Annotated in this window: 14 protein-coding genes; 3 read left to right on the top strand and 11 right to left on the bottom strand. The window is 41.0% G+C overall.

From position 1 onward, the window contains the following. Positions 1-2: 2 nt before the first annotated feature. Both clpB and ACYVM0_RS12315 read left to right on the top strand, forming a co-directional pair. Complete coding sequence (gene clpB, locus ACYVM0_RS12320; RefSeq protein WP_460557454.1) at positions 3-2,633, top strand: ATP-dependent Clp protease ATP-binding subunit; 2,631 nt, start codon at positions 3-5, stop codon at positions 2,631-2,633. A gap of 93 nt (positions 2,634-2,726) precedes the next feature. Further along, positions 2,727-3,299 (top strand): DsbA family protein, encoded by a 573-nt coding sequence (locus tag ACYVM0_RS12315; protein ID WP_430987224.1) that lies wholly within the window; start codon positions 2,727-2,729, stop codon positions 3,297-3,299. A 48-nt stretch (positions 3,300-3,347) separates the two neighbouring features. On the opposite strand, the gene ACYVM0_RS12310 is transcribed toward ACYVM0_RS12315, so the two are convergent. The 10 genes from ACYVM0_RS12310 to ACYVM0_RS12265 all read right to left on the bottom strand — a co-directional run bounded on the left by ACYVM0_RS12310 (position 3,348) and on the right by ACYVM0_RS12265 (position 14,740). Further along, positions 3,348-4,310 carry a transglutaminase domain-containing protein gene (locus ACYVM0_RS12310; protein ID WP_460557451.1) on the bottom strand — a complete coding sequence of 321 codons (963 nt, stop codon included), beginning with the start codon at positions 4,308-4,310 and terminating at the stop codon, positions 3,348-3,350. A 110-nt stretch (positions 4,311-4,420) separates the two neighbouring features. Beyond that, positions 4,421-5,359, bottom strand: coding sequence for a hypothetical protein (locus ACYVM0_RS12305; protein WP_460557449.1), 939 nt, complete (start codon positions 5,357-5,359; stop codon positions 4,421-4,423). Between the two features lie 69 nt (positions 5,360-5,428). Continuing rightward, positions 5,429-5,812: a hypothetical protein gene (locus ACYVM0_RS12300; protein ID WP_460557447.1), complete on the bottom strand. Its 384-nt coding sequence runs from the start codon at positions 5,810-5,812 to the stop codon at positions 5,429-5,431. Positions 5,813-5,842: 30 nt separating this feature from the next. Continuing rightward, a complete protein-coding gene (locus tag ACYVM0_RS12295) occupies positions 5,843-9,493 on the bottom strand; it encodes a beta strand repeat-containing protein (RefSeq protein ID WP_460557445.1) in 3,651 nt (1,216 codons plus the stop codon). A gap of 48 nt (positions 9,494-9,541) precedes the next feature. Continuing rightward, positions 9,542-10,045, bottom strand: a complete 504-nt coding sequence (locus ACYVM0_RS12290; RefSeq protein WP_460557443.1) for a T9SS type A sorting domain-containing protein — start codon at positions 10,043-10,045, stop codon at positions 9,542-9,544. 142 nt (positions 10,046-10,187) lie between these two features. Continuing rightward, positions 10,188-10,766, bottom strand: a complete 579-nt coding sequence (def, locus tag ACYVM0_RS12285) for a peptide deformylase (RefSeq protein ID WP_460557441.1) — start codon at positions 10,764-10,766, stop codon at positions 10,188-10,190. Positions 10,767-10,924: 158 nt separating this feature from the next. Further along, the gene (gene ruvX, locus ACYVM0_RS12280; RefSeq protein WP_460557439.1) at positions 10,925-11,335 is read right to left on the bottom strand and encodes a RuvX/YqgF family protein; all 411 of its coding nucleotides are present in this window, start codon (positions 11,333-11,335) and stop codon (positions 10,925-10,927) included. Between the two features lie 60 nt (positions 11,336-11,395). Further along, a complete protein-coding gene (locus ACYVM0_RS12275; RefSeq protein WP_460557437.1) occupies positions 11,396-12,325 on the bottom strand; it encodes a UbiA prenyltransferase family protein in 930 nt (309 codons plus the stop codon). A gap of 25 nt (positions 12,326-12,350) precedes the next feature. Next, the gene (locus ACYVM0_RS12270; RefSeq protein ID WP_460557436.1) at positions 12,351-12,899 is read right to left on the bottom strand and encodes an RNA methyltransferase; all 549 of its coding nucleotides are present in this window, start codon (positions 12,897-12,899) and stop codon (positions 12,351-12,353) included. A 191-nt stretch (positions 12,900-13,090) separates the two neighbouring features. Further along, positions 13,091-14,740, bottom strand: a complete 1,650-nt coding sequence (locus ACYVM0_RS12265; RefSeq protein ID WP_460557434.1) for a CTP synthase — start codon at positions 14,738-14,740, stop codon at positions 13,091-13,093. 254 nt (positions 14,741-14,994) lie between these two features. Between ACYVM0_RS12265 and ACYVM0_RS12260 the strand changes: the two genes are divergently transcribed. Beyond that, on the top strand, positions 14,995-16,023 hold the full coding sequence (locus ACYVM0_RS12260) for a hypothetical protein (RefSeq protein ID WP_460557432.1): 1,029 nt from the start codon (positions 14,995-14,997) through the stop codon (positions 16,021-16,023). Here ACYVM0_RS12260 and proC read toward each other — a convergent pair. Then, positions 16,020-16,808, bottom strand: coding sequence for a pyrroline-5-carboxylate reductase family protein (gene proC, locus ACYVM0_RS12255; protein ID WP_460557430.1), 789 nt, complete (start codon positions 16,806-16,808; stop codon positions 16,020-16,022). The two genes, ACYVM0_RS12260 and proC, sit on opposite strands and share 4 nt — an antisense overlap. Between the last annotated feature and the right edge of the window lies 1 nt (position 16,809).

The raw sequence follows: 16,809 nt of genomic DNA, 5'->3' as shown, positions 1-16,809 counted from the left end.
TTATGAGTTTACAAAACTTAACCATAAAATCACAGGAAAGAATTCAGCATGCACAGCAACTGGCATTCAATAATGGCAATGCCAATATTGAAACAGAGCATTTACTGCAATCGTTGCTGGATGATGCCGATTCAGCCATTGAATTTTTATTAAAGAAGAATAATGTCAACATCAATTTTGTAGAAACAAAGTTGGCAGAGAGCATTAAAAAATTAGCCAAAGCATCAGGCACCGAACCCGCCCAGAATGTAAGCCGGGATTTGAATAATGTATTGCTGCGTTCATCAGCGGCATTAAAACAATTTGGCGATGAGTTTGTGGCGCCTGAACATTTATTAATTGCCTTGCTGGAAGGCAAAGACAATACTGCCAAAATTTTAAAAGATGCTGGCCTTACAGAGAAAGGTTTGATTGCCGCGACAAAAGAATTGAAAAAAGGTTCTACTGTTTCATCTCAAACCTCCGAAACACAGTTTAATGCATTGAGTAAATATGCCAAAAATCTAATTGAAATGGCAAGGCAGGGAAAATTAGATCCTGTTATTGGCCGCGATGAAGAAATAAGAAGAACGCTGCATATTTTATCAAGAAGAAGTAAGAACAACCCTATACTGGTAGGTGAACCAGGGGTGGGTAAAACCGCTATAGCCGAAGGTTTAGCCATGCGTATTGTAAATGGCGATGTACCTGAGAATCTGAAATCAAAAATTATTTATGCCTTAGACATGGGGCAGTTAATTGCCGGTGCAAAATATAAAGGGGAGTTTGAAGAACGTTTAAAATCTGTAGTGAAAGAAGTTACGGACAGTGATGGAGAAATTATTTTATTTATTGATGAGATACATACATTAGTTGGTGCAGGTGGTGGCGATGGCGCTATGGATGCTGCCAATATTTTAAAACCTGCCCTGGCAAGAGGAGAGCTGAGAGCAATAGGAGCTACAACATTAAGTGAATACCAGAAATTTTTTGAAAAGGATAAGGCCCTGGAGCGCCGTTTTCAAAAAGTGCTGATTGATGAACCAGGTGTGGAAGATGCCGTGTCTATTTTACGTGGATTGAAAGACCGTTATGAAACCTATCATCATGTACGGATTAAAGACGAAGCCATTATTGCGGCGGTTGAATTATCACACCGCTATATTACCGATCGTTTTTTACCCGATAAAGCGATTGACCTGATTGATGAAAGTGCAGCAAAACTGCGTTTGGAAATGAACAGTATGCCCGAAGAACTGGATAAACTGGAAAGGCAGATCCGTCAGCTGGAAATTGAAAGAGAAGCCATAAAAAGAGAAGATGATGCGGTTAAGCTGAAAGAGCTGAATACTGAAATTGCTAATCTTTCTGTAGAAAGAGATACCTATAAAGCTAAATGGCAGACCGAAAAAGAAATCGTGGAAAAAGTGCAGAATGCCAAAGCTGCCATTGAGCAACTAAAGTTGTCTGCTGAAAAAGCAGAAAGAGAGGGAGATTATGGAAGGGTTGCAGAAATACGCTATGGCAAAGTGCAGGAACAGGAGAAAATAATTGAAGAAATGACGAAGCAATTGGATGCCAGCAGTGAAAAAAGATTGTTAAAAGAAGAAGTGGATGCTGAAGATATTGCAGAAAATATAGCTAAGGCCACCGGTATTCCGGTGATGAAAATGCTGCAGAGTGAAAGAGAAAAATTGCTGCATCTTGAGGAAGAATTGCATAAAAGAGTGGTAGGGCAGGATGAAGCTATTGAAGCCGTTTCAGATGCTATCCGCAGAAGCAGGGCTGGTTTACAGGATCCCAAAAAGCCTATCGGCTCCTTTATCTTCCTGGGAACCACAGGTGTAGGTAAAACTGAGCTGGCCAAGGCGCTGGCCGATTACCTGTTTGATGATGATAGCATGATGACCCGGATAGACATGAGTGAATACCAGGAAAAACACTCTGTAAGCCGCCTTGTTGGGGCGCCTCCGGGCTATGTTGGCTACGATGAAGGGGGCCAGTTAACCGAGGCCGTAAGAAGAAAACCCTATAGTGTAGTTCTTTTAGATGAAATAGAAAAAGCAAATCCTGACGTTTTTAACGTATTATTGCAGGTGTTAGACGATGGCAGACTGACCGATAACAAGGGTCGTATGGTGAATTTTAAGAATACTATCATCATTATGACCAGTAATATGGGCAGCCAGATCATCCAGGAGAACTTTGAAAAAGTAACGGAAAAGAATAAGGATGAAGTGGTTGAAAAGACAAAAGACGAAGTGATGGTATTATTGAGGCAAACCATTCGTCCTGAATTTTTAAACCGCATCGACGAGGTGATCATGTTCCAGCCGCTGATGAAGAGAGAAATAAAAGGTATTATCAAAATACAATTGGATAACCTGAAACAATTGGTTGCTCAAAGTGGAATAAATCTTCAATTCAGCGACTACGCTTTGGATTATCTTGCAGAAAATGGTTATGACCCTCAATTTGGCGCAAGGCCGTTAAAAAGGCTTATTCAAAAAGAGATAGTGAACCAGTTGAGTAAAAGGATACTGGCCGGCGATGTAGATAAAGCTAAACCTGTTTTGGTAGATGTGTTTGATGGACTGGTGGTGTTTAGAAATGAAATGCCGGAACATGAAGCCGCAGGAACAAATAAAAAATAACGCCTGCAAAAACGATGTTTTTCGGGCAGATCAATAGCTAAGGATTAATAACAAACTGCTGTAAAAAGCAGCAGGGAAAAGACAATACATAATATGGCAACAAAAACAAAAGACGTTGTTGAAATTATCCCCAGTAAGGAGATATTTGTAGGCAACCCCGAAGCATCGGTTACATTAACAGAGTTTGGAGAGTACGAAAATGAAGATTGTGCAAAAGCAAATGAAGTGGTGAAAAAATTACTGGAAGAGTTTGATGGTAAGATCAGGTTCAACTTCCGCCATTTTCCACAAACAAAAATTCACCAGCGTTCGATGAAAGCTGCAGAAGCATCTTTAGCAGCTGCACAGCTGGGTAAGTTTTGGGAAATGCACAATATTTTATTTGAGAACCGCCGTCGTTTAGGTACTACCAGTTTAAAATTATATTCCAAGGAAGCTGGTGTTATCAATAAACACTTCCTGGATGATCTGATCAACTCTACTTACGGATGGCAGATCCGCAACGATTTCCAGGATGGGGTTGATAAAGGTGTAAAGGATATTCCTGCATTTTTTATCAATGGCGAACAGGTAAGTGGTAAAGGCTCTTTCGAAAACCTGAGTAAAGAAATTGAAACAGCGTTAAAGAAAGTAAAGAAGAAAGCTCCCGTAAAACAAAGGGCATAATATTAGAAAGCCTCAACTGAAAAGTTGAGGCTTTTTGTTGAATCAATTTTATTCAATATCTACCATATATGCTGCCAGTTCTTTTCCGTTTACCAAAACGGTAACAGGAAAGCTATCTTCTTCCTCAAATTTATAGGTAAAGCCAAGCATATTACCGTTGAATGAAAAAGGAACCTCTTTTATTTTTTTCTTCTTGCCTTCACCGAATACCAATGCAACTTTAGTTATGGTTGCATTGCTGTTTAGCTGGTAACTAAAAGCCAATGGCTTATTTACTTTTACTTTAACAGCACCATCGTTAGGGTTCATTTTTTTTAATCCCAGTTCGTAGGCAGCAGATTTTATAACAGGCATTCCAAAAAAATCTTTTTTATTTTTTGGCCCTGGGCCTAGTTGCCAGGCCATATTATCAGGATAATGCTGCCAGTTAAAAATGGTAAGGTCGGCAAAAAAATAATCGGGGTTAAAAGCCCTGGTAAAAGTTTTAAATTCTGCATCGGTATAGCCGGCACCCCAGCAGGGATCGGCATAATACCAGGCCTCCGGGCTTTGCCCCAGTTGCACCACAGCCCAGCTATGATTGATCTCCGTTTTAGTATCATTGATCTGGTCGGTACCAAATTTTACAAACCCGTCGGCAGTAAGGCACCTTATGCCGGCGCTGCTGCACATATCCTGGAAAAGCGTAGCGTATCCTGCACCGGTAGCTTTGCGGCGTAACAACACTTCGGTAGAAGTATTTTTATCTCCTGGCCCGCTGCCGGCATTTTTAAGATCGTAGGCAATATTATAAGCTATCCAGTCGTAAATGGCACGTACCTTATCTGTTTTATCGGTGTAATTTTTAGTGAGTAAACTACTAATGGTGCCCATATTCATACTGTCTAAAGCACCCAGTTTTTTTACATACTCATCAATGGCTTTAAAATCCCTGCCTTCTTTTTGTGCAAAACAATTTGCTGTAATACCAACCAGTAACAGAACGGATAATTTTTTAAAAATGTACTTCATGCTATAAAATTAAGTGTCTAAAAGTTAACGATAGTTGAAAATATTCCCGGGTGAGTCGCCCCGCAAAGGGTATAGGTTTTATAAAGCAGTAGCACCGGTGGCTCAACAGGTTACTCGCCCTTATTAAAATCGAAAAGGGTGGCGGTAAACACACCACGTTCCCGGGATTTAAAAATGGCTTTCCAGTTACCGGTATAACGAATAATTGAGGGCACTAAGTATGTATCGAATCTGGTCATCACTACTTCCATCTGTACTTTAAAATCATACACGCCGGCATCATAGCTTATACTGTAATTTCTTGCCACTACATCATACGTGTTCTGGTCAAACCAGGTGGTCATTTCGTCTACTACCACATTGCTTTTATAATCCGGCTTTACGGTTTGTTTAAAAATATAACAGTTGGTGCCGTTATGTATATCCATGTCTATTTCCATGTCGTATTTATCTGCCATGTCATCGTCAAAAATGGCCGTTTTATTACTCATAAACGGAAGCCCGTTTATTTTTTTTCCGGGATTGAAGAAGAGCATTTTTAATTGCTCCTTATGTTTTTCCATGCCGCTTTTACCGGCAGTGCTGAATTCTTTGCCCGATACAATATTGTCTTCGCCACAAACAGAATCTTTGGTAAAAAAAAGCGACGCATACATTTGTGCGGTGTAATAATTGTAATTGTGGTTGTCGTCATAAAAATCACCGGTCACCTGTTCTTCCAGTGTTTCCATGGTACGGCAATTGCTGCTTCGTAACTGTTTTGTTTTGCTGTGCAGCGATGCTTTAACTTCCCCATCACTGTTGTTCATCCGTATGTCGTTAATAGCACTAAAACCCAGTACACGCAAATTGCGGAAGGCTTTATAAAAGCTGGTGTCATTTTTAACCCGTTCAATAAATACGGGAACATTAAGTTTATTGTCGATAATAACTTCGCTTAATGTAATAGGTTGTTTGCCTACTATAACCGAACTGTCTTTTTTTTGTTGTGCTGTTGCATCAGCAAAAAACAATAAGATAAGAATGTGTACGAAAAGAAATCTCATCATACTACAAAGTAAATACTAAAGGCTGTCATTTGTGACAGCCTTTAGTATTATGTTGATAATCTTGCTTAATTATGATTTTGCCGGAGGAGTTCCCTGTGAAGAAACTGTTGGCAGTTGCAACGGGGTAACTGCAGCAGGTGCTGCTATTGCTTTACCCTGGCCGGCAGCCGGATCAGTAACTTGTATTGTTGCAGATTTTTTTACCGGCGCAGTAGTTTTTTCTACCTGTGACGGAAGGGCCGGGATAACCGGAACCACTTTCGCCGCTGCAGCAGTTTTGTCAATTGGTGCTGAAGAAGCAGTAACAACCGTAGTAACTTTTGCCGCAGCTGATTTACTTGTATCAACCGCTACTTTAGCAACCGGTTTATCACTGGCCAGTTGAGCTTTTATTTGATTGGCAAAAGCAAAAAAGCTGAAAAACAAAATTGATGATTTGATTATTTTTTTCATTTTATGATGAGTTTAATTTTTAAAAGAAAATTATTTAACAGATACCAATACATTGATTTTTTCGGCACCGGTTCCGTCAAACTCAGCCAATGCTTTTCCTAAAACCATACCCGGAATAATTTTAGTGATGTCTGCCTTCATTGCATAACCGGCTTTAGAAGAAGTAACTAAAAGATCGCCTCTTTTTATTGCACCACCTTCCAGGCAAACCTTAGTAGGGATAACACCAATTACACCCATCGGCACCATGTCTTCAAACTGGCCTTCAGCTGCATTTTTTTCTGTTAACAGTAAACCTGGTTTAGTAGCATATACGCCTGAAACCAACATACTGTAAGGCGTAGAAGATTTTTCTATCTTTCTGTCTGAGGTAACAGAAATAACCAATACATCTCCCGGCTCATAAGTATTTCTGCCACCTTCCACATCAAAATACTCTGCCACATCGGCTCCGCCGGTTTGTGTGCCGCCGTTAAAGTAACCTCTGCCTGTAGCGTCTATCCTTGCTACATTGCCGCCCGTTTTAAATACTGCAAGGTTAGCGGTTGAGTTAGAAGACACCACAAATACATCTGTGGGGTTGGCCGCATTCACATTTTGAAAAACAGCTGCATTACCTGTACCACCGCTGATACCCGACTGGCCTATTACACCAATACCATTTTGTGTGTTAAAACCCCTTACACCGTAACCTGCGCCATCACTTCTTCCCACTACTGCACCTACGCCTGATACACCTGATGTAAAACCTACAATCGCTTCACCTGTAGGGTTCCTGCCAATTACGCCTGCAGAAGAAATGCTGCCTGTAATACCTTCCACACCTGTACCTGTAGCAGCATTCGCATAAATGCCATGCCCTACGCCGGAGTTAGTTACGTTAATGCCTCTTCCGCCACTGCCGGCATTTGAAAGCGAAATATTAATACCGTTTCCAAGGCCGTTGGTGGCCACTTCCATTGCATTGCTGGTATTTGCTGCATTTACATTTTCAAAGCGGCCTGCTATGCCCGTGCCACCGCTAATGCCCGACTGGCCTATTACCCCAATACCATTTTGAGTATTAAAACCTCTTACGCCATAACCAGCGCCATCGCTTCTTCCTACCACAGCGCCCACTCCGTTAACACCCGAAGTAAACCCTACAATGGCTTCGCCTGTTGGATTGCGGCCTATCACACCCGCTGAAGAAATACTTCCTGTAATACCTTCCACACCTGTACCGGTAGCAGAAGTAGCATATACACCATGCCCAAAACCAGATGTACTTACATTTATACCTCTGCCATTGCCCAAAGTGGAAACATCCAGTACATTGTTACTATTGGCGTTATTGGAAATAGAAATATTTGCGGCTATACCATTTGTACTTGTTGCATTTAAACCGGTGCCGGTATTACTGTTTGCAAATACTCCCGTACCAGCTCCGGACGAGCTGCCGTATACACCTAAGCCTGTTGGCGTAACACCGTATACACCCCAGCCACTACCGTTTTGAGAACCCCAAACGCCGATACCAAGTCCGCCTGTTCCGTTATTAATACCCCTTACACCTGTAGAGAACCCACCTGGTGAGGTAGCAATTACGGTACCTTTTACAGCACTGATGCTGCTTGTTGTAGATGATGTTGCGCCATCTACCGCAGCACCGTCGCCAGAGGTGGATGCAGCGAGAGCTGCATTTGCATTGGCATTGTTGGTAATGCTGAAATTGCCCGGGATACCTGTATTGCTAACACCATTTACACCTACGCCGGAACCACTGTTGCCATACACCCCGTAACCTGAGCCGGTAGCGTTGCCGTATACACCTAATCCTGTAGGGGTAACACCATATACGCCCCAGCCACTGCCGGCCTGGGAACCCCAAACCCCGATGCCCAAACCACCTGTTCCATTATTGATACCTCTTACACCTGCAGAAAACCCTCCCGGTGAGGTAGAGCTTACAGTTCCTTTCAAGGCTGCTACACTGGACGTTGTTGATGAGGTTGTAGCGTCTACTGCAGCGCCATCACTAATTGTAGCTGCGGCAATAGCCGGATTTGTATTTGTATTGTTGGTAATGCTGAAACTGCCCGGAATACCTGTATTACTTACGCCGCTAACACCAACTCCGGAGCTACTGTTGCCATACACTCCATAACCTGCACCGGTAGCATTTCCGTATACACCTAACCCGGTTGGTGTAACACCATAAACACCCCAGCCACTGCCGGCCTGCGATCCCCAAACGCCTATACCAAGGCCTCCGGTACCGTTATTAACACCACGCAAAGCGGTGGAAAAACCACCTGGGCTGCCATCACTGATTGTGCCCAGTATAGCGTTGGCACTAGCTGCGGTTGATCTTGATGTGCCGCTTAGTGCAGCCGTAGTAGTGGCAGTGGAGGTTTGAATAATATCAAAAATATTTGCCGTGGTTGAAGCTGCAGAATCTTTATATGGCAAAGCAATATTTGTGGCCGCACCTGCAGTTGCCCACACGGCGTTTCCTGTTGCATCTGCCGTTAAAACTTTGCCGGCAGCTTCTCCTATACCGGTAAACTGTAAACCTCCGGTTGTTTTTAATGCTTTGGCAGCAGCATTAGTGCTGGTGATATTAGCAGCAAAGCCGGTACCATTGTTTGTAACATTTAATGTATTTGATGTATTGGCTGCATTGGTATTGGTAAATGAACCGGCTATGCCTGTACTGCTGGTACCATTAACACCAATGCCTGATGATGCAGCACCAGATACACCAATGCCTGTGCCGCCCGATCCGTTTACACCAATACCCGAAGGTGTTGTGCCATATACGCCCCAGCCGCTTCCGGCCTGGCTGCCGTAAACACCAATTCCTAAACCACCGGTGCCGTTATTCACCCCTCTTACAGCAGATGAAAAGCCGCCCGGCGCTGTTGAAGAAATAGTACCCTGTAATGCTACAGCGTTAGCATCAGTACTGGCGCTGCTGCCCTGGATAGCACCCAATGTACCCGTGGTATTACTGTTGGTTAAGCCTATCAATGGGCTGGCTGGCTGAGCCGATGTTTTTATTAAAGGAATATTTATAGTTGGATTAGGATAAGTGCCGGTTAAATCGCCACCTGCCGGCCCCGATGGAGGCAAACTTGCAGGTAAATTTAATTGCCCCGCTGCTGTTAGTCTTCCTTTTCCATCAACGGTAAAAGTAGGGTAGCTGGTAGCACTGCCATAACTGCCTGCTGTAACCGCAGTTGCTGCTAAAGACGGGCTTGGGTAAGTGCCTGTTAAATCGCCACCTGCCGGACCTGTTGGCAAGGCTGCCGCAGCCATTAAAGCATAAGGCACAGCATTGAATGGATTTTTACCCAGATTATTAAACGGTCCGCCATCTACTGAAACTTCTACCTGCAGCCATTGGCTTGCGGTTGTCCATGGAATGGCAGTAAAGGTACCGGTAACGGGTACCCCTTTACCAATTACCAGGTTAAATAATCCATACGCATTGGTAACCGCATTCTGTGTTTCCTGGTATTGTACAATAGTGGTATTACCCAGTGTAATTGTAAAACGAACCTGTACAATTTTATTACTTAATACAGTACCGTTTAAATTACGGGCTACTGCCTGGTAATTAATTCCATTGAGGCCCTGCGAAAAGCCGGCAATACAAAAGGTAACTGCAAGCAATAGCAGCGATAAACTTTTTTTCATATCTGAGTGTTTAGTTTTTTTTATGTAGAAAAGAAAAAGACGAATTGGTTAGTTGACTACCACGTACCTGCCGGTATACACTTCAAAGCCAACGGTAACTTTTACTGTGTATGTACCGCCAGCCATTATTTGAGGATTAAGGCTGTGCCATGTTTGCCCGGCATAACTTTCTAATGTCTGGCTTTGGTATAATTTGCCCTGTGCATCGTAAATGTTGATGACAAGGGATGGTCTATCTGCTCTTAAATAAAAACTTAGGTTGCTGTTGGGGCGTCCGGGATTAGGGTATATCACCAGGTTATTAATGAGGGGAATAAAAGGGGTGATGGAATAGCCATCGGGTTGATGAAAGCCCTGCGTAAATGTTAATGCACCTCCTGTATAAGTTTCAATAACCGGCTCTCCGATGGTAGAAGCCCATATGGTAGTGCCTATAAGTGTGTCTTTACCGGCAGAAGCTACTACCTGCCGTACGGCAATCACCTGTGCATTCACGCTATTGAGTAAGGTAAGTAAAATAAGCAGGGGTACAATTCTTCGGATAAGCATCATTTTAAGTTAATTTGGTTTGATGCCGTAAAGGTAGGTTGTAAGAAGAAGCAAGAAAATACCCTAAATAGGGGATTTTTTATTTTTACTTGTTTAAAGCAGTTGAGTTGAATAAGTAACCGGGAGGTACGGGGCGGTTAGCGATTTATTTGGGAAAAACCATCCGGTAGTCAACTTTAATTTTCCCTTTAGAGATATCTGTTAGTTTGCCTTGCAATAGTTTGCGTTTTAATGGCTTTATATGATCGATGAACAGTTTCCCTTCAATATGATCGTATTCATGTAAAATAACTCTTGCAGTAATACCATTAAAGGTTTTAGTATGATGCACAAAATTTTCGTCATCAAATTCCAGTGTTACTTCTTCTTCACGGTATACATCTTCTCTTATTTTTGGAATGCTGAGGCAACCTTCATTGTAACTCCATTCTTCGCCATTAAGCTCAACAATATGTGCATTAATAAAAACACCTTTATAGCCGGGCTCGTCCGGAAATTCTCCTTTTTCATCTTCTTCCTGGTTGGCAAAAATCTGTTCGCTGTCAATAACAAATACCCGGATGTCTTTATTGATCTGCGGAGCAGCCAACCCAACGCCATTGCTGTTGTACATTGTTTCCCACATATCAGCAAGTAATGTATCCAGCCCCGGGTAACCAGGAGTAATATCGCTGCAAACCTTTCTTAAAATGGGAGACCCGTATGCTACTATCGGAAGAATCATTCGACTTTAGATTTCAGATTGTTGATTTTAATGCAAATTTAAGGGTATCAATTGATTTTGGATTTGCGATTTTGGATTTTAGGTCTGATTGCATATATACAGCAACCATCTTACTATGAGAACAAGAAAATTTAAATCTGAAACCGGCAATCCGGTATCTACGATCTGTTCATGTATTCCTGTAAAATTATAGTGGCTGCAATTACATCCACATTGCCTTTTATCCTGCGGTCTTTCTTCTTCATACCCATTTCCAGCATGGCGTCTTTGGCCATTTTAGAGGTATAGCGTTCATCGACCGTAGTAATAGGGATGGCCGGGAATTCTTTTTGTATTTTTTTTATAGCTGCTTCTACTAATGGTGTGCCATGCGTATCACTTTCATCCCAGTTTTTGGGTAACCCGATAATTATTAGCTCAACAGTCTCTGTACTTAAATATTTTTTTAAATAGGTAATGAGTTCCCTGGATTCAATAGTTTCCAGGCCTGTTGCAATGATCTGCAAGGGATCGGTAACCGCAAGCCCGGTTCTTTTACCACCGTAGTCTATTGCTAATATCCGGCCCATTTATGATTTTAGATTTATGATTTACAATGTATGATTTAAAATACGGTGAACTGTCATCTGTCAGCTTAATAACAAATCTAGCAAAACGAATACGGCAAAAACAACTGATGCAATACCATTAGTGGTAAAAAATGCCCTGTTTACTTTACTGAGGTCATCAGGCTTTACCAATAGATGCTGGTAGATCAATAAGCAAATGTAGAATACAGTGCCGGTCCAATATAGCCAACCAAAGTGCCCATAAAATCCGGCAGTAATAACACAGGCTGCGGAGAGTACATGCAGCATTTCGGAAATGCGCAAGGCTTTTACTTTACCCACAGCCGATGGTATGGAATGCAGCTGATTTTGTTTGTCAAAATCTTCATCCTGCAAAGCATAAATAATATCAAAACCACTTACCCAGAATAAAACGGTAAATGAAAAAAGTATAGGTAATAAATTAAATTGCCCCGTAACGGCAATATAAGCGCCAATAGGGGCAAGGCTCAAGCCAACTCCTAATACCAAATGGCATAGCGCTGTAAAACGTTTGGTAAAGCTGTAAAACAAAATTACAAATAGCGCAACCGGAGACAGGTAAAAACAAAGCCTGTTAATAAAGAATGTTGCGGTAATAAATAAAATGCAATTAACGATAGTAAAGATCAAGGCGTTGTTGGGTTTGATAACGCCTGCAGGAATTTCTCTTACTGCAGTACGTGGGTTCATGGCATCGTATTTAGCATCCAGCCAGCGGTTGAAGGCCATTGCGGCGGAACGGGCAAATATCATGCAGAGAATGACAAGTACAAGTTGAAATGCCCTGTAAGAGTTAGAGTATACCGTGGTATGCCAACCTGGTATCAAAGTGGTCTTTTGTAAAAAATCTTCAACAACAATTTTCTTTAAATCAGTAACCCCCAAAAAAAATCCGATCAATGCAAAAGGCATTGCAAAAATGGTATGCGAAAATGTTACAAGCGAGAGATAATTTTTAACACGATTCATGATTGCAAAGATATTGAAGTACGGCTTACAATTGGGCTGCGATGCGGTTTCTGATTACTTCCCATAAAACCACACCTGCTGCAGTGGCGATGTTTAAAGAATGTTTCATACCCAGCTGCGGAATTTCTATACAACCATCACATTGCTCAATAGTAGATTGCTCCACACCGGTAACTTCATTGCCAAAAATAAAAGCCACTTTTTCACTATTGTCCAATGCCATTTTTTCTAAGGAAATACTGTTGACAGCCTGCTCTACGGCATAAACCCTGAAGCCATTTTCTTTAAGCGCAATAATGGCTGAGCCGGCATCCGTAAAATGTTTCCAGTCCACACTTTCTTCGGCGCCAAGCGCTGTTTTTTTTATTTCTTTATGAGGAGGCGTGCAGGTGTAGCCGGTAATGTAGATAGCTTCCAGTAAAAATGCATCTGCAGTACGAAATACACTGCCCACATTATACGCACTGCGGATATTTTCCAATACCGCAATCACGGGTGTTTTTTCAGAACGCTTGAACTCTTCCACCGATTTGCGATTGAGTTCGTCCATTGAAAGTTTGATGTTAGTAGCCATGTTTTGCCACGGATTATACAGGGTTACACAGATGTTTAACCCGGGATAATACGCTTAGATAAAAGTTCAATATAGGTATGTAGTACAAGTGTGCGACGCAACGATGATGCCATAGAAAACAAATGATCGTCTAATAAATGGATTAGTTTGAAAAACTAATCCGTGAAAATCTGTGTAATCCGTGGCGAAATTTATATCATCTCACTCTGCAATAATGGATTCTTCACCGCATCTCTTTTTTCTGCAAAGGCTTTTGCTGCTTTTACAAAATGAACAAATATCGGTTGTGGATTTTCCACCGTACTTTTTAATTCAGGATGGTATTGCACGCCAATAAAAAAAGGATGGCCAGGTAATTCCACAATTTCAACTAAACCACTTGCAGGGTTTTTGCCACTGGGTAACATACCTGCTTTTTCAAAATCGGCAATGTATTTATTGTTAAACTCCCAGCGATGCCTGTGGCGTTCACTGATTTCGGTGGTGCCATAAATAGTATGCGCCAGTGTGCCTTCTTTAATGGTACAAGGATAAGCTCCCAAACGCATGGTGCCTCCTTTGTTGGTAATATCTTTTTGTTCATCCATCAGGTCAATAACCGGATGTGTAGTGTCTTTTACCATTTCGGTAGAGTTGGCATCTGTCCAGCCCAACACATTTCTTGCATATTCAATCACAGCCATCTGCATGCCCAGGCAAATACCAAAGAAGGGCAGGTTATTTTCTCTTGCATATTTTACGGCAGTGATCTTTCCTTCCACACCACGGTTACCAAAACCAGGTGCCACCAGTAAACCATCCAGCTTGCTTAATTTTTCGGCTACATTATCTTCGGTAATCGTTTCGCTATGTACATCAATCACTTTTACTTTACACTCATTCATAGCACCTGCATGTACAAAACTTTCTAAAATAGATTTGTAAGCATCCTGCAACTCAATATATTTTCCAATTAAGCCAATGGTAACTTTTGTTTTAGGGTATTTCAATTTATCCAGGAAAGCTTTCCACTTGGTTAATTCAGGCGCTGCATAGCCATTGATCTGTAATTTTTTCAGCACAATAATATCCAGCCCTTCCTGTAACATCAGTAACGGCACTTCATATATGCTGGACGCATCCATGGCCTCAATAACAGCATCAGGTTTTACATTACAGAATAAAGCAATTTTCTTTTTCAGGTCACTGTTCAGGGGTTGCTCGGTGCGGCAAACAATCACATCAGGATGTACACCTTCCTGGCTTAATAAGCGAACGCTGTGTTGTGTAGGTTTGGTCTTTAATTCTTTGGCAGCGCTTAAATAAGGTATTAAAGTAAGGTGTACCACCATGCAATCTTCTTCGGGCATTTCCCATTGCAGCTGGCGTACCGCTTCTACAAAAGGTAAACTTTCAATATCACCTACGGTGCCACCTAATTCTGTAATAATAATATCATATTTGCCGCTTTTGCCCAATAAAAGCATCCGGCGTTTAATTTCATCAGTAATATGTGGAATAACCTGTACAGTTTTACCCAGGTAAGCGCCTTCACGTTCTTTATTAATTACCGTTTGGTAAATGCGGCCTGTGGTAACATTACTGGCCTGAGAAGTAGGGGTGTTTAAAAAACGTTCGTAGTGGCCAAGATCCAGGTCGGTTTCGGCACCGTCGTCAGTTACAAAACATTCGCCATGTTCGTATGGGTTTAAAGTTCCAGGATCCACGTTGATGTACGGATCAAATTTTTGAATGGTTACTTTTAAACCCCTTGCCTGTAGCAGTTTTGCTAGCGAGGCAGCAATAATTCCTTTTCCTAATGATGATGTAACACCGCCGGTTACAAAAATATATTTTGCCATAATGATGATTTTCTGCTGTCAATAAAAAACTTCGGGAAAAACAAAAAATAGAATCAACATCGTTGTGAGGTTCACTTCAACGTTCAATTCTTTTTATCAGTGAAAAACTTCGAATTTGTTAACCCAATCTATTTTTGACCAATTGGGATTCATAAGAGACATCCTAGAGGTCATGCAAAGATAGGACGATTATTCGGGAGGAGGAAATTTGAGGGAAAATTTGTGGAAAAATGGTATAATTGCCTATAATTCAAATGATGAAAACTTTTGTTTTAATATGGAGTTTATTGCCTTTTGTTGTTTTTGGCCAAAAAGCAAAACCTGAAATAACCAATCCTGATATACTTCCCGAAAAAGAATTTAAATTAACGGTTAGGAAAATTGCCCCTGCAGAAATTAAATTACCTTTTTCCTCCATTAAAATTATTGATAACAGATTTGATACTTCAAAAATCGGTTTCGTTCCTGTACTTCAAATTATTGCCAATAAAAAAAAGACTGGAAGAAAAGTTGTGTTGAGTGAAGGTATTGCAAAAGCAATAGAAAATTATTATAACGAATTTTATCAAAAAGCCTTTTCAAATACTGATACTAAACTTTTAATTGTGATGAAAAAGTTTTGGTTTTCGGGTGTTGACGACGAGAAGAATAAAGAAATTGATATTTCAAAAAATGAGGAGAGTCAAAGATTTTTGTATTGCAAGTGGGAATACTATTTAAATAAAGGAGAAATATTTATCCCTTTGAAAAGAATAGATACTGTTGTTAACGGAGTGACTTTTGAATCTGAAATAAACGAAGACCGAAAAAGAAATAAGGAGGTTTTGAAACTTATACTAAACGGGTTAATAGAAGTGCCTGATTTTAATAGAGCAGTTGCAGGAATGGAGAAATTGCCCCAAAAGACATGGGTAGAAATACAAAAATATAATGCCGCCTATTACGATGTCCCTGTTTTAAGAGACACATTTTTTAACAAGGGGGTCTACGTCAACTTTAGTGAATTTAAAAATAACAAACCTTCAATAAAAAATTTTACTGAGAAAAAAATCAGGCTTGGGTTGAATAAGTTTGAAAATTACCTTGAGGATGAAAATGGGAGCAGGATCACAAAATACTGGGGCTATTTTGATGGTAACGATTTAAAAACAGGCAAGTACGGAAATGAAAAATTGTACAGAAAAAATTATACATTTGAATTCTTTCTTAAACATCAGTATACAACAGGTAATGAGGTGTGGATACCTTATCAAATCGATATGGAAACCGGCGAAATCTACTAGCCCTTCACAATCTTATTATAACTTGTAGCAATTCCCTTAATTAGTGAAGAACTAAATCCCTGGTGTTCCATTTCATTTAGCCCAGCAATGGTGCAACCTTTAGGTGTGGTTACTTTATCAATCTCCTGTTCAGGATGTGTACCTTTTTGCAACAATAATTCTGCCGCACCTTTTACGGTTTGTGCAGCAATTAAACTGGCCGTAACAGCGCTGAAACCAATTTCGATACCACCCTGTATGTTGGCACGTATATAACGCATAGCGTATGCAGTACCGCATGCGCCCAGTACAGTTGCAGCATCCATTAATTTATCTTCAATCATGCAAACCTTACCGAGGGTTTCAAATAGTTGTTGTACAAATTGAATTTGGGCAGGCGTTGCATTATCATGGCTGATGCAGGTCATACTTTCCTGTATGGCAATAGCTGTATTGGGCATAGCACGAAAAACAGGATTTTTCTTTTTCACCATTTCTGCAATGTCGGCTAATGAAACACCAGTGATAACGGAAACCAATACATGCTTTGCAGCCAGGTCTTTCTTTAAGCCGGCAATTACTTCCGCTACCTGGAAAGGCTTAACGGCTAGTAAAACCAGGTCGCTTTTTTTTACAGCTTCATTATTATTGGCAGTAACAAAAACCCCTCTGTCGCTCAAAGCTTTTAACGTGGTGATATTTCTTTTAGTGATGGTAATATCTGCAGCTTTACAGAATTTACTTTTTAATAAACCTTCTGCAATGGCAGTACCTAAATTTCCGCCGCCTATGATAGCAATTTTCATT

It is taken from the genome of Ferruginibacter profundus, from assembly GCF_054783275.1.
The sequence above is the reverse complement of the archived record's forward strand: the minus strand, read 5'-3'. Positions and strand labels throughout refer to the sequence as shown.